This window comes from Nocardia sp. NPDC005825 (assembly GCF_040630175.1).
Lineage (GTDB): Bacteria > Actinomycetota > Actinomycetes > Mycobacteriales > Mycobacteriaceae > Nocardia.
This window is the reverse complement of the sequence record NZ_JBEXXC010000010.1, coordinates 19709-37657: the sequence shown is the minus strand read 5'-3', so window position 1 is coordinate 37657 and position 17949 is coordinate 19709. Positions and strand designations below refer to the sequence as shown.

The following is a 17949-nucleotide window of genomic DNA, read 5'->3' as shown; positions in this document are numbered from 1 at the left end:
TCGATGGGCGAGCGTGCCGAGGCGTCGACGCCGGTTCACGCGGCGGCCACCGGGCGGCGGCGCACAATGCCGGCCACGATCGCGGCGACGCCGAGGAGCGCGGCGGCCAGCGGGAGGTAGTCGGCCACCAGACGCAGCTTCGAGCTCGCGGACTTCACCTGATCGGCGCTGGCCCGGCTGGACGCGTCGGTGGTCTTGATGTCGAGGGCCATGACCGGCAGCAGATCGATGTGCTGCCCGCCCGCCTCCAGACCGGCCACCACCTGCTGCTGCTGCGTGGCGGTGATGGGCAGGCCGAGTTCGCTGTCCACGGCCACGTTCAGCTGGTTGGACGAGGCGTAGGTCAGCGGCACCGCATCCGGCAGCGTGGGCAACGCGGTCCGCAGGGCGTCCTGGGTGCCGGCGGGCAGCGTCGGGAGCAGTTGTTCGACCAGGGCTTTCGGCAGCTGGGCGGGCAGGGTGCGCAGCGTCGACGGGGACTTCAGCGGACCGTGCGCCGACGCCTCGTAGCGGTGGACGTCGCGACCGTGGACCTTGTCGGACCCCTTGTAGGTCAGCGGAACCGTCGCCTGGATGCCCGAATCCCAGTACCGCTGCGAATCGTCGGCGGGCGGGTTCATCGCCAGCGCGACGGTCAGTCCGGTGTGCGGTTCCACCTCGGCGCCGCCGGGGGCGGGCGCGTCGGTGAGGGTCACCCGGTCGAGCGCGTACACGTGGTTCTGCTCGACCTTGGTGCCGCCCGGCGCGTTGATGGTCGCGTCGTCGTGGACCACGGCGGCGTCGTCGCTGGTGGCGGACACGTAGATGTGCCGGTCGACGGTGATCGGCAGGCCGGTCAGCAGCGCGTGCGCGGTGTCGCCGCTCTGCAGCGCCTTGGCGTTCAGCAGCGTGGCGGTGCCCTCGTAGTGCGCGGTGGTGTCGGTGTCGCCCGGCAGTTTCGACAGCGCGGGCACCACGGCGAAGCGGAGAACACCCGCGACCGCGATCAACACCACTCCGGCGACGATGAGGGCGAGGGAAGAACGGCGAATTGTCATCATTCGGTCCTGGGATCGGGATGGCGACGCATGAGGAGTCCGCGACCGATTCGGGGTCATGCGGAATATGCATCGTTGTGAGTCACGACTCAGAAAGAGCCGGCGACAAGCAGTAAAACATACTGACCGTACGGATGGCCAGTGATTGACGGCCGAATTCAGCAGGGAGCATTCCGGAGGTCAAGAATCCTGAAATATGAACGGGTGCAGCATCTTTCGATGCAGCACCCGTAGCCGGCCACCAGGGCCGGCATGAACACACACTGAGCTATCGGGTCAGATCGGAGTGATGGGTAGACGCAGAGCCGCCGGAGCCTCCACCGGCACCGCCGGGGCGCGAGGCGCGACCGGGCGCACCGGGCGATAGGCGGCGCCGACCGGCGGCCGCGGATCGGCCTCCCCCTTGTTCGGCCACAACGCCACCGCGCGTTCGGCCTGGGCGGCGATGGTCAGCGAGGGATTGGCCCCGAGGTTGGCGGTGATCGCCGAACCGTCGATCACGTGCGCACCCGGGTAGCCGTACAGCCGCTGGTAGGGGTCGATCACACCGGTATCCGCGGAATCCCCGATCGGGCAACCGCCCAGGAAGTGGCCGGTACTGGGGATATTGAACAGGTCGAAGGTCGTCCCCTTGGGCACGCCGTCGATCTTCTCCGCGATCCGGCGATCGACCTCGTGCGCCACCGGGATCCACACCGGCGGAGTGGGACCGGGGCCGGGCCGCGTCGTCATGCGGCGACCGAACAGCCCTCGCCTGGTGTAGGTGATCAGGGAGTTCCCGCCGGTCTGCATGATCAGCAGGCCGACGGTCTGCTGGGACCAGCGGCGCGGATCGTGCATTTTGCCCAGCTTGCGCCAATTGCGTAGCGCGACACCGAGTCCGGAGACGACGCGGGGCCGTCCCGGCTGCGGATCGACCAGCACGGTGGTGGTGAGCCCGAGGAGATTGCTGCCCTTCCCGCCCAGCCGGCCGACCTCGACATGCGTCTCGTCGTCGGGATGGAACGAGGAGGTGATCGCGACGCCCCGGCTGTAGTCCGCGTCCGCGCGCAGCGAGCGCGGATAGAGCACCGCTTCGGAATTGGTGCGCGTCAAGGTCCCGAGGCTGTCGGAGATCTGCGGCATCATGCCGGAGTCCTTGAGCCGGTGCAGCAGTCGCTGCGTGCCCAGCGCAGCGGCCGCGAAGACGACCTGTTCGGCGGTGAACACCCGGCGGGCCTTGCGGATCCAGCGCCCGGTCCGCACGGTCTCGATCCGGAAGCCGCCGCCCGCCAGGGGGCGCACGCCGGTGACGGTGGTCAGTGGATACACCTCGGCGCCGGCCTGCTCGGCCAGATACAGGTAGTTCTTGACGGTCGTGTTCTTCGCATTGTGGCGACAGCCGACGACACATTCCCCGCAGTTCAGACAGGTATTGCGGTCCGGACCGGCCCCGCCGAAGAAGGGGTCCGGCACGGACGCGCCAGGGGCCGCGCCCGGCTCGCCGAAAAACACTCCGACCCGGGTGCGATGGAAAGTGTCGCCCCGGCCCATGTCCTCGGCGACTTCCCGCAACAGTTCGTCCGAGGCGGTGTCGCGTGGCACCTCGGCGACGCCGAGCATGCGCTCGGCCTGGTCGAAGTACGGCGCCAGTTCGGATTTCCAATCGGCGATATGCTCCCACTGCTGATCCCGATAGAAGGCGTCCTGGGGCCGGTAGAGGGTGTTCGCATACACCAGTGATCCCCCACCGACACCCGCGCCCGCCGTCAGGAATGTGTTCCGCAGCAGCGTCATTCGCGTGATCCCGTAGCAGCCGAGCCGCGGCGCCCATACGTATTTGCGCAACCGCCACGAGGTCTCGGCGAACTCGTGATCCGCGAACCGGCGACCGGCCTCCAGAACCGCTACGCGGTAACCCTTTTCCGTGAGACGCAGCGCGCTGACACTGCCCCCGAACCCGGAACCGATGACGATCACGTCGTAGTCGAAGGCCTTACCGTCCGCCGTCATTGCATCTCCTTCGGGCCAACCGGTGTGACCTGAGCAACAACATTGACACTGACCGCTCGTACAGTCAATACCGATTGGGTGAGTCGCACACCGACCGCGCCGACAGCGCGACCAACCACTCGCCCTGCGACGGGCCGGGCGGCGTGTGCATCCGACGCGCTGTAGTGGAAGACTCGGGGTATGCAGCGTGACGGCGAATCCCAGGCCGACGGCAGTAGCGGCGCGGGTCGCCCGGACGTCGAGTTCCACCCCGCCGGTTCGATCCCTAAACCGCCCCCGCCCTCCCAGGGGTACTTCCCGGGTGAGGGGAAGCAGCATCCTGCGCTGATCACCGAGGCGCAGACCTCGCTCGAACAGCAGCATCGGGACCGGGTGCGGCGGTACATCACCATCATGGCGTTCCGCATCCCCTGCCTGATCGGCGCGGCGGCCGCCTACGGGCTGTGGCACAGCTGGTGGGTGTCGCTGCTGATCATCGGCGTCTCGGTGCCGCTGCCGTGGATCGCGGTCCTCATCGCCAACGACCGCCCGCCCCGCACCAGCGACGAACCGAGCCGCTGGGACGGGCGACGGAATCAGACCGCGTTGGAATCGGGAACGCACAAGTCCGTCGAAGGCTGGCCCAACTCCCAGGGCTCGCAGGGTTAGCTCCCCGCGATCGCTCCGGCCTTCCGGTCGGCGGGGATAGCCGCGGACAACAGGGCCGCGAGACCGCACAGGGCGCCGGCGACGAACCAGGCCGTCGTGTAGCTGCCCTGCACGTCGCGGATCACGCCCGCCCCGAAAGCGGCCAGCGCCGAACCGATCTGGTGTGAGGCGAACACCCAGCCGAACGCGACCGGACCGTCCTCGCCGAAGTGCTTGCGGCACAGCGCGACCGTCGGCGGCACGGTGGCGATCCAGTCCAGGCCGTAGAAGATGATGAACGCCCACATGCTCGGTTGCACGTCCGGACCGAACAGCACCGGCAGGAACAGCAGCGACACCCCGCGCAGCGTGTAGTAGGCGACCAGCAGGTAGCGCGAGTCCAGGCGGTCGGTGAGCCAGCCCGAGGCGATGGTGCCCGCGACATCGAACGCGCCCACCACTGCCAGCAGCCCGGCGGCGGTGGTCGCGGGCATGCCGTGATCGTGGGCGGCGCTCACGAAATGCGTGCCGATCAGGCCGTTGGTCGAGGCCCCGCAAATGGCGAACCCGCCCGCCAGCATCCAGAACACGGGCTTGCGGACGATGGCCGCCAGCACCGTGAGCGCCCGCGCCGCGCCACCGGGAGCCGTGGTCCGCACCCCGACATCGCTGCCCGGCTCGGCGCCGTAGGCGCGCACCCCGACATCGCTGGGGAAGTCGCGAATGAACAGCAGCACCAGCGGAACCACCGCCAAGGCCGCCACCGACACCACGATCGACGGCGTGCGCCAGCCGTGATCACGGGCCAGGCTCGCGATCAAGGGCAGGAAGATCAGCTGCCCGGTCGCTCCCGCCGCGGTCAGCACACCGGTGACCAGGCCGCGCTGCTTGACGAACCAGCGGCCGGTGATGGTGGCCACGAACGGCATGGACATCGACCCGACCCCGACGCCCACCAGCAGACCCCAGGTCGCCATGAGCTGCCACGGGCGGGTCATGAACACCGTCAGCCCCGCCCCGGCCGCGATCAGCACCAGCGCGCACGCCACCACCCGGCGGATGCCGAACCGGTCCATGAGCGCCGCCGCGAACGGCGAGATCAGGCCGTACAGCAGCACATTCACCGAGACCGCGGCCCCGATCGTGCCGTGCGACCAGCCGAATTCCTGATGCAGCGGATCCATGAGCACGCCGGGCACCGAGCGGAAACCGGCCGCGCCCAGCAACGCCACGAACCCGACCGCGGCCACGATCCACGCCGGATGCGGGCCCCGCCGGGCCCGCCCCCGCAGAGCTGCCGACACGCCGTTCAACGAGCTTGTGCCCGACGGCGATTCCACGTCGAAGCGGTCCCTGAGTTCACTCACCGATCGAGCGTGACCGAAATCCCCTACCGGCACGAGTGGCCTGAATGCCACAATGCGTCAAGATCAAGCCAACCGTGAGGGGAGACACCGTGCAGGCACCCCAGCTCGTCGCCGTCCTGGTCCTGGAACCCACCGTCGGCTTCGACATGACCATTCCGTCCACGGTGCTCGGCGCGGCCACCGGCGAGGACGGCGAACCGCTCTACGACGTGCGCATCTGCGGCCTCGGCGACGGCGGCGTCGCGGCGGTCGGCGGGTACACGGTCATCCCGGAGCACGGCCCGGAACTGCTCGCGTCGGCCGACACCGTGATCGTGCCCGGCACCCGCATCCCCGGGCCTCGCCAGGACGGCACGCTGCCGCCCGCGCTCGCCGACGCCCTCGCCACCATCCGCCCCGACGCGCGCATCGTGTCCATCTGCACGGGAGCGTTCGTGCTGGGCGCGGCCGGACTGCTCGACGGCCACCGCGCCACCACGCACTGGCGCTTCGCCGACCAGTTCCGCGCCCTGTATCCGCGCGTCGTCCTCGACGAGAACCAGTTGTTCGTGCAGGACGGAAACCTCTGGTCCTCCGCCGGACTGGCGGCCGGAATCGACCTGTGCCTGCACCTGATCCGCACCGACCACGGCACCGCCGCCGCCAATCGCGCGGCCCGCTACTGCGTGGTGCCGCCGTGGCGTGAAGGCGGCCAATCGCAGTTCATCGAGCGGCAGGTTCCCGACGCCGGCAGCGACGGCACCGCGCCCACCCGCCGCTGGGCGCTGCACCACCTCGACGACGAACTGGACCTGAACGCCCTTGCCGCGCACGCGCATATGAGCGTGCGCACCTTCACCCGCCGCTTCAAGGCCGAGACCGGCATGGCGCCGGGCGCGTGGATCCTGCAGCAGCGCGTCCGCCACGCCCGGCACCTGCTAGAGACCACCGACCTGCCCGTCGATGAGGTGGCGCGCGGCGCGGGCCTGGGCACCTCCGCCTCACTGCGCCATCACATGCGTTCCGAGCTGGGCGTGCCGCCGTTGACCTACCGTAAGACCTTCCGCAAGCGCGAAACTCTGGAGACAGCATGACCATTCGCTGGGTATGGGCCTTTCTCGACCGGCCCGCCGCGGAATTCGACGACTGCGCCGAATTCTGGACCCGAGTCACCGCCACCACCCGGTCGGCGCCGCGCGGTGAACACGACGAATTCCTCACGCTGCTCCCGGATGCCGGCGCGCCCACGCTCAAGATGCAGTCCACCGGCGGGCCCGGCCGCATCCACCTCGACCTCGACGTCGACAATGTCGTGGCCGCCACCGAACGCGCCGAACAGCTCGGCGCCACCCTCGACGGCGACTACATCCTCACCGAACGCATCGGCTACGCCGTGCTGCGCTCCCCCGCCGGAATGCCGTTCTGCTTCACGCCGTTCCGCGACACCACCGGCCCGCTCACGCCCACCGTCACCGGGCCGTCCGGAGACCGCAGCCGACTCGATCAGATCTGCCTCGACATCGGGGCGAGCGACTACGACACCGAATCCCGCTTCTGGACCGAACTGACCGGATGGGCCTGGAAACCGGCCAGCCTGCCCGAGTTCTCCCGCCTCTCGGCCCGCCCCGGCCTCCCCCTCGACTTCCTGCTGCAGCGTCTCGGCGAGGACCGCCCCACCTCCGCGCACCCCGATATTGCCTGCACCGATATCGAAGCCACCGCCACCTGGCACGAGGAACTCGGCGCGCGCCGCGTCGAGCAGGGCAAGCACTGGCTGGTCATGGCTGACCCGTCGGGCTCGGCGTACTGCCTGACCAGTCGCCACCCGGCATGAACGAGCCCGGCACCCCGGATCTGATCCGGGGTGCCGGGCTCGAGCTCGGGCAGGGTTCGGGAATCCCCGAGAGCCCCACCGAGAGTTGGGTTACTTCCGCTCGGTCTGCGGCTGACGCCGCGCCTCACCGGAATTGGCCAGCGCCTCCAGATCCTCGAGGAACCTCTCGATGCTGTCGGCACGGGACTGCGGTGATCCGATCTGCTCGCGCACCTTCTCCTCGGTGAGCGCGAGCATGGCGGCCGCCAGATCCTGTTCCAGATCCCGGATCATCTGCCTGCGGTACTGCAGGATCTGATCGCGGCCCTGCTTGCGGACCCGTTCCACCTCGGCCGCCGCGGCCTCGCGCATCTGGAGAATGATGCGGTCGGCGTCGGCGCGGGCCTCCTCGCGCATGCGCTCGAGTTCGGCCTGGGCCTCGGCGACGGCATTGTCGTAGGCGGCTTTGGCGGTGGCCAGCCGATCGGCCGCCGCCTCGCTCTCCTCGAGTTGCCGGCGGATCTGGTCCTGAGCGTTGTTCATGATCTTTTTCACCGGTGGCACAACGTATTTCATGATGAACCACACGATGACGGCGAAGCCGAACAGCTGGCTGAGGAAGACGGGCCAATCGAAGGTGATGTTGTAAATACCCTCGGCGAGATGGGTATCGGTGAGGATCATGCAGACCCCCGTCCTCTCTGCTGGCCCGCACTGGTCCGGGCACGATCGTTCCCGCCCAGGACCCGGCCGGCCAGGTCCTGAGCGAGTGGTTCGACGGCTTCGCGTAGTTCGGCGGCGACCTGGTCGGCCTCGGCGCGCAGGTGCGCCGTGGACTCGGCCACGATCTGGTCGGCCTCTTTCTGGGCCTCGCCGCGCATTCCCTCGAGGATTGCCCGCCCCTCGGCCCGGGCCTGGTTGCGGATGTCGGCCGCTTCCAGTCGGGCCTTCTCGAGGGCTGCCTCGTAGCGCGCTTCGGCTTCGGCGAAGGTTTCGCTGGCTTCCTTGGCGGTCGCCGTCGTGACCTCGACACGTGCCTCCCGTTCCGCCAGTACCTTTCGGATCGGCGGAACCACGAAGAACCAGATGACTGCGAGCACGATCAGGAAGATCAATAACTCGGCCACGAAGGTGCCGTTGGGAACCAGGAAGTTCCCCGCGGCCTCCACATCCGTTCTGGGAGACATGATGACGTCTACTTACCGGGAGTAGCGAATACGAACAGTGCCATGAACGCTAGATTGATGAAGTAGGCCGCTTCGACCAGACCGACGGTCAGGAAGAAGTTCACGCGCAGGCGGCCTTCCGCCTCCGGCTGCCGGGTGACGCCGTTGATCAACGCCGCGCCGGCCAGACCGTCACCGATGCCCGCACCGATGGCACCGCCCGCCAGAATGATGCCGCCGCCGATGAGGGCGCCTTGAACGATACTCGCGGTTGCTGGGTCTGCCATTGTTCACTTCCTTGTTTTGAAAAATAGCTGCAGCCCAAATGGGTGCAACGCCGAACAGCCGAAGCCGCTCAGTGGTTTTCACTCTCCAGCGACATCGACTGGCTGAAGTAGAGAATGGTCAGCAGGGCGAAAATGAACGCCTGAATCGCCCCGACGAACAGGTCGAAGAGTTTCCAGACGGCATTCGGTCCCCAGCTGATCCAGAACGGGAACAACGTGATCACCGAAACCATGACGCCGCCCGCGAACATGTTGCCGAAAAGTCGCAAGGACAGCGACAACGGCTTCGCGATTTCCTCGACCACATTGATGAAAACCATGGGACCCCAGCCGGTGTGGCCCTTCAGCAACTGTTTCGCGTGCCCGCCCGGCCCACGCCGCCACGCGCCCGCCGCGTGGTAGAGCAGGAACACGAACAGCGCGAGCGCCAGCGTGAAGTTGAAGTCCGACGCCGGCGGCGCGATCAATTCACCCGAACCGTACTGAACGGGCAAAACCGACAACCAGTTCGACAGCAGGATGAACGTGAACAGCGTGACCGCCAGCGGCAGCACGAACGGCGCGACCTTCATCCCGATGGCGGTCTCCACCTGGGAGCGCATCTGGACGGTGATGGTCTCGAAGAACAGCTGCACCCCGTTGGGCACGCCCGAGGTGATCTTCACCCGCAGGTAGAAGGCCAGCCCCAGCACGATCAGCGCGGCCACCGCGGTGGACACGATGGTGTCGACATTGAAGGTCATGCCCAGCAGGTGCGCCTGGGCGTGATCGCCGACGTGGATCTTGGCCTCCCCCGAGGATTCCTCGGCGGCCAGTATCGCGTAGATGCTCATGACTGCTGTCGAAGTCCTTTCACCTCGGGCAGAGCCGTATGGAGAACCAGAATCAACTGAAAGACCGCCAGCCCGAAGAAGATTCCGACGCCGTAGGGACGGGTCAGGAATGCCACCAGAATCGACAGCCCGGTCAGGATGATCAATCGAGACGCCGAGGACAGCGCCAATTTCTGTTTGCTGGGAGTTTCCGCATCAGTGATGCGCACGATGGACATCCACGTGAGCCGGGCATTAACCCAGCCGAGCGTCAGACCGGTAGCCATGAAAACACCCAGCAACAATCGATCCAACGCACCTGTGACCATCAATGCCAGTACACCGAAAGCGATTGCAATTGCAGTCGCTCTCCGCATCCGGAGCCTGTTGAGGTCCAATACGACACCGCCTCGCCGTCATCCCACCTCGTAGTGGGGCCGTGCATGATCAATAGCATACACAGCCCAACCTCGTTGCGGGGCAGTATTTTTGATCTTCAAATTGTTGATCTTGAAATTCTGAAACGCTTTTCAGCGAACTTTCCGCCAATTAATTCGGACATCAGTGTTGCACAGCCTTTTCCGCTCCGACGCCGGTCAGCGACCGCACCTGCATCTCGGCGTACTTGCCGTCGTCGTGTTCCTTGGACAGCACGGTTCCCAGCCAGCCCAGAGCGAACGAAACCGGGATGGACACCAGGCCCGGGTTGGCGAGCGGGAACCAGTGGAAGTCATGGGATTTGATCATGGCGGTGGGCGCTCCGGAGACCGCCGGGGAGAACACGATCAACACGATGGTGACGGCCAGTCCGCCGTAGATGCTCCACAGCGCGCCGGCGGTATTGAAGCGCCGCCAGAACAGTGAATACAAAATGGTCGGTAGGTTTGCTGAGGCGGCCACCGCGAAGGCCAGCGCCACCAGGAACGCCACATTCTGATTCTTGGCCAGAATGCCGCCCACGATCGCCAGCGCGCCGATCACCACCGCGGTGATCCGGGCAACCCGCACCTCGATGTTCCTGTCCTCCCCCGCATCGCCGTCACCACGGCCCCGCCTGATCACATTGGCGTACACGTCGTGCGCGAACGACGCCGACGCGGTGATGGTCAGCCCCGCGACCACCGCCAGGATCGTCGCGAACGCCACGGCCGCAACGAATCCCAGCAGCACCGGCCCGCCCAGCTCCAACGCCAGCAGCGGCGCGGCGGCATTCTCCTTGCCCGGCGCCTTGGCGATCTTCTCCGGCCCCACCAGCGCGCCCGCACCGTAGCCGAGCACCAGCGTGAACAGATAGAAGACACCGATCAGCCCGATCGCCCACACCACCGAGCGGCGCGCCTCCTTGGCCGTCGGCACCGTGTAGAACCGCATCAGCACATGCGGCAGCCCGGCGGTGCCCAGCACCAGAGCCAGTGCGAGGGAGAGGAAGTCGAGCTTGCTGGTGCCGGTCTTGCCGTACTTCGCGCCCGGCTCCAGCAGCTTCGCGCCGGTCTTGCCACCGTGGTTCACCGCGTCCTGCAACAAGCCGGAGAAGTTGAAGTCGTAGCGGCCCAGCACCCACACGGTCATGGCTGCGGCCGCGCCGATGAGCAGCACCGCCTTCACGATCTGCACCCAGGTGGTGCCCTTCATACCGCCGACGAGCACGTAGACGATCATGATCGCGCCGACCACGGCGATCACGAGATTCTGTCCCGCCGAACCGGATACGCCCAGCAGCAGCGAGATCAGCACACCCGCGCCCGCCATCTGCGCGAGCAGATAGAACAGACTCACCGCCAGCGTCGAAGTGGCCGCGGCGGCCCGCACCGGGCGCTGCCGCATCCGGAAGGCCAGCACGTCACCGAGCGTGAATTTGCCTGTGTTGCGCAGCAACTCGGCCACCAGCAGCAACGCCACCAGCCAGGCCACCAGGAAGCCGATGGAATAGAGGAACCCGTCGTAGCCGTACAGCGCGATCGCCCCGGCGATGCCGAGGAAGCTGGCGGCCGACAGGTAGTCGCCGGAGATGGCGATGCCGTTCTGCGGACCGGAGAAGGCGCGCCCCGCGGCGTAATAGTCTGCGGCCGTGCGGTTGTCGCGGCTGGCCCACACCACGATGCCCAGGGTGATGGCCACGAAGATCGCGAAGATGGTGATGTTGAGGCCGGGACGGCTGCCCTCGACGGCGGCGGCCAGATAGGTGGTCATCGGGTCGGCCCTTCCAGTTCGGCGCGGATCCCCTCGGCGATCGGGTCGAGGGTGCGGTCGGCGTAGCGGACGTAGAGGCCGGTGATGACGAAGGTCGAGACGAACTGCAGCAGGCCGAAGATGAGGCCGACGGTGATATTGCCGCCCACCTTGTGCGACATGAAGCCGTGCGCGTAGTCGGCGAGCAGCACGTAGAGCGCGTACCAGGCCAGGAACAGGGCGGTCATGGGGAAGACGAAGCGGCGGAAGCGACGCCGCAGGCTCTGGAACTCGGGGCTGTCGAAGACCTGGGGCCAGTCGGGATCCGGTCCGCCGGTCTGGGTTTCAGTTGTCAACTGCGATACCTCCTGGTGATGCCGGTCACAGTAGCAACGAAAGTGGTTGTAACAAGGGCGAATAACCGCAGGTGAGATCATGAATTCATCGGCAAGTGAGCCGGGATTCGGCAGGTTCGGCAGCCAGCAACCAACCGGTTTCCTTGGGTCCGAGCGACCCGATCCCCCGGCCCGCATGCCCACAACCGGCCCCACTGCCGGATGCCCACAGGTAGCGGTGGCAGAGTTCCGGTCATGCCGACGAACCAGACGACCACATCGTCCCTGCTCGCCGACCTCGCGCCCGATCTACGCGCGGCGCTGACCCGCGTCCGCTACAACGCGGACACCCTGCTCGAGGCGCTGGGCGACACCGCCCACGCCGCCCTCGGCCGCGGCGAACCCGTCCCGGTCCGCCGGGCCGCCGCCGACCTCGGCGAGCTCGGCACCCTGGTGCGGCTGCTGCTGCTCGGCGATCCGGTCCCCGAACGCGAAGCGGCAGCGGCCCTTTCGCCGGTCGACCTGGACCGCGCCGTCGCCGCCGGGCTGATCGAGCGCGACGGCGGCGAGATCCGCGCCGCCCTGGACCTGCGTCCCCTCGACCTCGGCCACGGCACCCGCTGGGTGCTGTCGGACCTCGACGACTCCATGCGGCGGCGGGCCCTCGACGCCGACCACGTGCTCGGCGTGGGCCAGGCCTCGCTGTCGCTGCTGCGCGCCACCCCGACCGCCGCCACCGGCACCGTCCTCGACCTCGGCACCGGCTGCGGCGTCCAGGCCGTGCACGCCGCCTCCTACGGCCGCCGAGTCACCGGCACCGACGTGAACAAGCGGGCCATCTGGCTGGCCGAGGCCACCGCCGCGCTCAACGACCTCGATATCGAGCTGCTGGAAGGCTCCTGGTTCGAGCCGGTCGCGGGCCGCCGCTTCGACCAGGTGGTGGCCAATCCCCCGTTCGTGGTGGGCCCGGCCCGGGTCGAGCACACCTACCGCGACTCCGGCCTCGCCCTCGACGGCGCCAGCGAACTCGTCATCTCCGGCATCCCGGAGCTGCTCAACCCCGGCGGCACCGCCGCACTGCTGGCGTCCTGGGTCCATCGGGAAGGCCAGGACTGGCGCGGCCGGGTCGCGAGCTGGCTGCCCGACCAGGGCATCGACGCCTGGATCGTGCAGCGCGATATCGCCGACCCCGCCCTCTATGTCGGGACCTGGCTGCGCGATGCCGGACTGGACCCGCGCGAGCCCGCCGCCCAGGCCCGCGCCGAGCGCTGGCTCGACGCCTTCCGGGAATCGGAGGTGGAGGGTATCGGCTTCGGCTTCGTCTATCTCCGCGCCATCGACGGTCCCACCGAACTGCTCGCCGAGGACCTCACCCACGGCTTCGACGACCCGCTCGGGCCCGAGTCGCTGGCCTACTTCGAGCGCTCGGCCTGGCTGCGCGCCGCGGCCGCCGACCCGGACCTGATCCTCGACGCGCGCTACCGGGTCGATCCGGCCACCGCGCTCGAACGCGTCTATCTCCCCGGCGACGAGGGCTGGGCGCAGGCCGTGGCCCGGCTGCACCGCGGCGACGGGCCGCGCTGGCAGCACGAGGTCGACGACACCACGGCCGCCCTGCTGGCCGGGATGCGGCCCGACGGGCTCCCGCTGCGGGAACTGATCGACCTGCTGGCCTTCGGCGAGACCGGCGACGCGGCGATCCCGGAATTCGAGACCGCCGCCATGACCGTGGTCGCCGGGCTGGTCCGGCACGGGCTCGTGCATCCGAGCTGAACCCTGCGATCCACCCCCGCGACGGCCGCCGGACTCCCCGGCGGCCGTCGGCGTTTCCGCAGGAAACCCGCGCTGACCGGCGGTGAGGTCGGTCACGATCGAATGTCGCGCGGATACCGATCCGGTCGGGGCGGGGAATGCGCTCGAACCCCGTTTCGTTCTAACGCGTACTCGCTTCACGACGTCCCCGGCAAGGGCCGTTCACACGTATTCGATTGCGGCATCGCGAAGTTCGGGTCCGGCGGCGGCAACCACCCGGTCACCGAGGGCCTGTCCGCCGGCGGGCCGGTTCCCGGCGATCCTCGCTTCTCAGGAACTTCTCAGCCGTGCACCGTAAAAACCGCAGCTCAGGTGCGGTTTACACGGGCTCCGGCGGGGAACTTTCCTGAAGTCGGGCCCGTTGTACGGAGCGAGACACCACCGACAGGAGGCAAGTCATGACAAGCCCCGCCACCACTGACGTGCGCACCAGCGAACAAGACCTCGACGCCGCCAGCCCCGCCGCCGACCTGGTACGTGTGTACCTGAATGGGATCGGCAAGACGGCGCTGCTCACGGCGGCCGACGAGGTCGAGCTGGCCAAGCGCATCGAGGCGGGCCTCTACGCTCAGCACCTGCTGGAGACGAGCAAGCGTCTGTCCGCCGCGAAGAAGAAGGATCTGGCGATCCTGGTTCGCGAAGGTCAGGCCGCCCGCCAGCACCTGCTGGAAGCCAACCTGCGCCTCGTGGTCTCGCTGGCCAAGCGCTACACCGGTCGTGGCATGCCGCTGCTGGACCTCATCCAGGAAGGCAACCTGGGTCTGATCCGCGCGATGGAGAAGTTCGACTACACCAAGGGCTTCAAGTTCTCGACCTACGCGACCTGGTGGATCCGGCAGGCCATCACCCGCGGCATGGCGGATCAGTCCCGCACCATCCGCCTCCCCGTCCACCTGGTCGAACAGGTGAACAAGCTGGCCCGCATCAAGCGTGAGCTGCACCAGCAGCTGGGCCGCGAGGCGACCGACGCGGAACTCTCGCGCGAATCCGGCATTCCGGTCGACAAGATCGCCGATCTGCTCGACCACAGCCGCGACCCGGTATCGCTGGACATGCCGGTCGGCAATGACGAAGAGGCGCCGCTGGGCGACTTCATCGAGGACTCCGAGGCCACCTCCGCCGAGAGCGCGGTCATCGCCGGTCTGCTGCACCGCGACGTGCGCGTCGTGCTCGCCACCCTGGACGAGCGGGAACAGCAGGTCATCCGGCTGCGCTACGGCCTCGACGACGGCCAGCCGCGCACCCTCGACCAGATCGGCAAGCTCTTCGGGCTCTCCCGCGAGCGGGTCCGCCAGATCGAGCGTGAGGTCATGTCCAAGCTCCGCAAGGGCGAGCGCGCCGACCGCCTGCGCGCCTACGCCAGCTAGTCCCGCGGTCCCGACCTCGTGGAGCCGGTCCCCCTGCCCGGCTCCACACCGGTCATCGGGCCGTCTCGAGGCGCCGGCCCGATTTCGCCGGCCGATTCGCTCCCCTGTACGTCCCCCTCCGGGCGAGCCGAGTCGGCCGGCGTTTCCGTGTCCGGACCCCCGTCGACACGCGGGGCGAGTGGGATTGCGGGGCACCGGCTCTCGGGGATGGGAATCTGTCGCCCGTGACCGATTCGCTGACGATGATTGCCATCGACATCCTGTCGCAGCAGGTGAACGCCTATGCGAGCCAGGTCGCCGGTGAGCCGCTCCCGCCGGTGAGCTGGATGTGGGACTGCCGCGCGCGGCTGGACCCCACCGGCGCGGAGGCCGAGTTCTTCGGCACCGTCCACCCGGATCTGCCCGCCGCCGAATCGAATATCCAGCTGGTCACCTGGGCGCGGGCGCTCGCCCTGTCCGACGCCACCGAGATGCGCGACGCCGCCGCGGGCCGCCGCGTCTTCACCGGCAGCCTCGGCAACTCCCGCATCCGGCTGACCGCGTTCATCGAAATGCCGTGGTCCGCAACCGAAACCCAGCCGCTGATCCCCCTGCGATGAGCTAGCGCCGGGTCAGCGCCTGGCACGGCGTCGGGGCCGGGATGTCGCCGCGGAAGTAGGCGGTCGGCGCGACACCCATGAGCAAGCGGAAATCGGCGCTCAGGTGGGACTGGTCGTAGTAGCCCGAGGAGTGGGCCAGATCCGACCACGGGGTATTGCCGCGCGCCGCAATCACCTGCCGCAGCCGGGTGATGCGCGCGTAGTGCTTGGGAGACACGCCGATTCCGGCGGTGAACAGGTTGCGGAGCTGGCGCTCGGAGACCGCCAGACCGGTCGCGAGCTCACCGACCGGTGCGGTGGTGTCCATGGCGGTCACCGCCGAAGTCAGGAGCCGGCGGTGGTCACGGCGCACCGGATCCTCGGTGACCCGGTGCGGGAGTTCGGCTTCCAGGAAGGCCGTCACCTCGTCCGGGTCGAGCTCCAGCAGCACATCGGCCAGCTCGGCCGCCGGACCGGGCAACGCCGACAGCAGGGTGACCCGATCGGTCAGCTCGGCCGCCGGGACCCCGAGCAGCGGCTGGGCGGCGCCGGGGGCCAGCCGGATGCGGGTGCAGCCCGCGGGCCGCTCCGGGTGGGCGTAGCTGGCACGGGTGCGCGGGCCCAGCACCCAGGCGTCGCGGCGACCGGATGCCTCACGGCGCAACACGATCGAGGTGGCGGCCAGCGGCAGGTGGCTGAAGGCGACCGGTCCGGGATCGGTGGTCGGGATGTGGGCGATCTCGGCGATCCAGGGGCGCAGACCGGCGGGCGGCGTGGTGCGGCGCTCGAGGTCCTCGGCGGACACGACGGAGGCCAGGGTTTGCGCGGTGGTCACCGAATCCACTCTAGGCAGCCTCGGCCGATCCGGCTGTGCCGGTTTTTCCTATCTCACGGGCCGGGCCCGACGGCAGGGTGATGGACATGATCGTCATCACCGGTGCCACGGGCACCATCGGCAGTGAAGTCGTCCGGTTGTTGGCCGAGCGGGACGTGAAAGTTCGTGCGGTGACCCGGAATCCGGAGCAGGCGCGGGTTCCGGCGGGAGTGGAGGTGGTGCGCGGCGACTACGCCGACACCGAGTCCATGGCCGCCGCCTTCTCCGGCGCGGAGGCGGCGTTCCTGGTCGGGCTGCTCGGCCCCGACTACGTGGAACTGGATCGGGCGCTGGTCGCGGCGGCGCGCGCGGCCGGGGTGCGCCGCCTGGTGAAGCTGTCCGCGATCGGCACCGGAGATCCGGAGCTGGGGCGGGTCGGCACCTGGCACCTGCCCGGCGAGCAGGCGGTGCGCGAGAGCGGGGTGGACTGGACCATCCTGCGGCCCAGCAGTTTCGCCTCCAACACCCGCAGCTGGGTCGCCCCGATCCAGGCCGGTCAGCCGGTCCCGAACATGACCGGCGCCGGCGCGCAGGGCGTGGTCGATCCGCGCGACGTCGCGGCGGTGGCGGCCGAAGCCCTGCTCTCCGACGACCATGCGGGACGGATCTACACCCTCACCGGTCCCGCGGCGCTGACCACCCATGATCAGGCCGCCGTGCTGGCGGCGGCGCTCGGCCGTTCCGTCGACGTCACCGACATCCCTCTGGATGTGGCCCGCGGGTTCATGCTCGAGTCGGGCATGTCCGAGGAGTACGCGGACGGTGCGCTGGCCGGTCAGGCGTTCGTCCGCGACGGCGGGAACGCGATCGTCACCGGCGATATCGAGCAGGTCCTCGGCCGGGCGCCGCACACCTACGCGGACTGGGTGCGCGACCACCGCACCGAGTTCGGGGCCTGAGCCGGGGTCAGGCGGCCGTCAGGACCGAGCCGAGCCGGTCGTGCATGCCCTGCCAGCCGCCGCCCATGATGCCGCGGGCGCGCTGCATGACCGGATCCTCGGGGTCGAAGCCGCTGTGGCTGAACAGGACCCGGGTGCCGTGCCCCTCGGGACGCAGGGTCCAGCTGATGACCCAGCCCGTCTCCCGCTCGGCCTCGGCGTCGTTCCAGGTGAGGGTGAGCAATTCCGGCTCGACGACCTCGAGCACCCGGCCGCGGATCTCGCCGGAGAAGTTCTGGCCGGGCATCGGCTGGGTCGTCATCTCGAAGACCGTGCCCACCACCGGCTCGAACCCGACGGGCCGCATCATCCACTGCCCCATGAGTTCCGGGGTGGTGAGCGCCCGCCACACCTTGGCGGGCGGGTGCGGATAGAACCGGTCGAGTTCGATTCTGGTGGTGTCGTCGGTCATCGTCGGTCCTTCTCGTCGGGCTGGTCGGGGTCGTCGGGCATGGCGTCGAGCACCGCGCCCAGGTCACGCAGCCGGGCCCGCCAGAACCGTTCGAACGGATCGAGCCAGGACTGCACGTCGTGCAAGGGGTCCGGTTCGACGCGGTAGAACCGTTGCCGCCCGCGCTTGTCCTCGGCCACCAGGCCCGCGTCCCGCAGCACCTTCAGGTGCTCCGACACGCTGGGCCGGGCCATGTCGAAGCGCTCGGCGATCACCTGCACCGACTGCTCACCCTCGAGCAGCAGCTCGAGGATGTCGCGCCGGGTCGGGTTGGCCAGCGCGCCGAACACGCGGTCGGCGTCTCCGGACTTCAAGCGGTAGGGCACACGACCACAATAGGTAGGA

Annotated in this window: 20 protein-coding genes; 7 read left to right on the top strand and 13 right to left on the bottom strand. The window is 68.6% G+C overall.

The window, feature by feature from the left end; all coding sequences use genetic code 11:
* Positions 1–35: 35 nt before the first annotated feature.
* Both ABZ382_RS25500 and ABZ382_RS25495 read right to left on the bottom strand, forming a co-directional pair.
* Complete coding sequence (locus ABZ382_RS25500) at positions 36–1037, bottom strand: porin PorA family protein (protein ID WP_357093482.1); 1002 nt, start codon at positions 1035–1037, stop codon at positions 36–38.
* A gap of 276 nt (positions 1038–1313) precedes the next feature.
* Entirely contained in the window at positions 1314–3029 is a 1716-nt protein-coding gene (locus tag ABZ382_RS25495) for a GMC family oxidoreductase (protein ID WP_357093480.1), read from the bottom strand.
* A gap of 180 nt (positions 3030–3209) precedes the next feature.
* Between ABZ382_RS25495 and ABZ382_RS25490 the strand changes: the two genes are divergently transcribed.
* Positions 3210–3677, top strand: a complete 468-nt coding sequence (locus ABZ382_RS25490; protein ID WP_357093477.1) for a DUF3099 domain-containing protein — start codon at positions 3210–3212, stop codon at positions 3675–3677.
* On the opposite strand, the gene ABZ382_RS25485 is transcribed toward ABZ382_RS25490, so the two are convergent.
* Positions 3674–4969 (bottom strand): MFS transporter, encoded by a 1296-nt coding sequence (locus ABZ382_RS25485; RefSeq protein WP_357094077.1) that lies wholly within the window; start codon positions 4967–4969, stop codon positions 3674–3676. The two genes, ABZ382_RS25490 and ABZ382_RS25485, sit on opposite strands and share 4 nt — an antisense overlap.
* 143 nt (positions 4970–5112) lie before the next feature.
* On the opposite strand from ABZ382_RS25485, the gene ABZ382_RS25480 reads away from it, so the two are divergent.
* Together ABZ382_RS25480 and ABZ382_RS25475 are read left to right on the top strand one after the other, a co-directional pair.
* Entirely contained in the window at positions 5113–6096 is a 984-nt protein-coding gene (locus ABZ382_RS25480; RefSeq protein WP_357093474.1) for a helix-turn-helix domain-containing protein, read from the top strand.
* The gene (locus ABZ382_RS25475; protein WP_357093471.1) at positions 6093–6836 is read left to right on the top strand and encodes a VOC family protein; all 744 of its coding nucleotides are present in this window, start codon (positions 6093–6095) and stop codon (positions 6834–6836) included. The genes ABZ382_RS25480 and ABZ382_RS25475 overlap by 4 nt, the downstream gene beginning before the upstream one ends.
* Positions 6837–6926: 90 nt before the next feature.
* Here ABZ382_RS25475 and ABZ382_RS25470 read toward each other — a convergent pair whose 3' ends face one another.
* From ABZ382_RS25470 to ABZ382_RS25440, 7 genes are all read right to left on the bottom strand, one after another.
* Entirely contained in the window at positions 6927–7499 is a 573-nt protein-coding gene (locus ABZ382_RS25470) for a hypothetical protein (protein WP_357093468.1), read from the bottom strand.
* Positions 7496–8002, bottom strand: a complete 507-nt coding sequence (locus ABZ382_RS25465; RefSeq protein ID WP_357093465.1) for a F0F1 ATP synthase subunit B — start codon at positions 8000–8002, stop codon at positions 7496–7498. The genes ABZ382_RS25470 and ABZ382_RS25465 overlap by 4 nt, the downstream gene beginning before the upstream one ends.
* A gap of 8 nt (positions 8003–8010) precedes the next feature.
* Positions 8011–8268: a F0F1 ATP synthase subunit C gene (locus ABZ382_RS25460; RefSeq protein WP_040810042.1), complete on the bottom strand. Its 258-nt coding sequence runs from the start codon at positions 8266–8268 to the stop codon at positions 8011–8013.
* A gap of 68 nt (positions 8269–8336) precedes the next feature.
* Positions 8337–9101 (bottom strand): F0F1 ATP synthase subunit A, encoded by a 765-nt coding sequence (atpB, locus tag ABZ382_RS25455; protein ID WP_357093462.1) that lies wholly within the window; start codon positions 9099–9101, stop codon positions 8337–8339.
* Positions 9098–9367, bottom strand: coding sequence for a hypothetical protein (locus tag ABZ382_RS25450; protein ID WP_357093459.1), 270 nt, complete (start codon positions 9365–9367; stop codon positions 9098–9100). The genes atpB and ABZ382_RS25450 overlap by 4 nt, the downstream gene beginning before the upstream one ends.
* 274 nt (positions 9368–9641) lie before the next feature.
* On the bottom strand, positions 9642–11270 hold the full coding sequence (locus tag ABZ382_RS25445) for a cation acetate symporter (RefSeq protein ID WP_357093456.1): 1629 nt from the start codon (positions 11268–11270) through the stop codon (positions 9642–9644).
* Positions 11267–11605 carry a DUF485 domain-containing protein gene (locus ABZ382_RS25440; protein WP_357093453.1) on the bottom strand — a complete coding sequence of 113 codons (339 nt, stop codon included), beginning with the start codon at positions 11603–11605 and terminating at the stop codon, positions 11267–11269. Before ABZ382_RS25440 ends, ABZ382_RS25445 begins: the two co-directional genes overlap by 4 nt.
* Before the next feature lie 234 nt (positions 11606–11839).
* Between ABZ382_RS25440 and ABZ382_RS25435 the strand changes: the two genes are divergently transcribed.
* From ABZ382_RS25435 to ABZ382_RS25425, 3 genes are all read left to right on the top strand, one after another.
* Positions 11840–13357, top strand: a complete 1518-nt coding sequence (locus ABZ382_RS25435; protein WP_357093450.1) for a methyltransferase — start codon at positions 11840–11842, stop codon at positions 13355–13357.
* A 437-nt stretch (positions 13358–13794) separates the two neighbouring features.
* Entirely contained in the window at positions 13795–14763 is a 969-nt protein-coding gene (locus ABZ382_RS25430; protein WP_357093448.1) for a sigma-70 family RNA polymerase sigma factor, read from the top strand.
* 224 nt (positions 14764–14987) lie between these two features.
* Entirely contained in the window at positions 14988–15362 is a 375-nt protein-coding gene (locus tag ABZ382_RS25425; protein ID WP_357093445.1) for a hypothetical protein, read from the top strand.
* 1 nt (position 15363) lies between these two features.
* On the opposite strand, the gene ABZ382_RS25420 is transcribed toward ABZ382_RS25425, so the two are convergent.
* On the bottom strand, positions 15364–16176 hold the full coding sequence (locus ABZ382_RS25420) for a helix-turn-helix domain-containing protein (RefSeq protein ID WP_357093442.1): 813 nt from the start codon (positions 16174–16176) through the stop codon (positions 15364–15366).
* Positions 16177–16262: 86 nt separating this feature from the next.
* On the opposite strand from ABZ382_RS25420, the gene ABZ382_RS25415 reads away from it, so the two are divergent.
* Positions 16263–17114: an NAD(P)H-binding protein gene (locus ABZ382_RS25415; RefSeq protein WP_357093439.1), complete on the top strand. Its 852-nt coding sequence runs from the start codon at positions 16263–16265 to the stop codon at positions 17112–17114.
* Positions 17115–17121: 7 nt separating this feature from the next.
* Here ABZ382_RS25415 and ABZ382_RS25410 read toward each other — a convergent pair whose 3' ends face one another.
* On the bottom strand, positions 17122–17565 hold the full coding sequence (locus ABZ382_RS25410; RefSeq protein ID WP_357093436.1) for an SRPBCC domain-containing protein: 444 nt from the start codon (positions 17563–17565) through the stop codon (positions 17122–17124).
* Positions 17562–17930 (bottom strand): metalloregulator ArsR/SmtB family transcription factor, encoded by a 369-nt coding sequence (locus ABZ382_RS25405; protein ID WP_357093433.1) that lies wholly within the window; start codon positions 17928–17930, stop codon positions 17562–17564. The genes ABZ382_RS25410 and ABZ382_RS25405 overlap by 4 nt, the downstream gene beginning before the upstream one ends.
* Positions 17931–17949 lie beyond the last annotated feature (19 nt).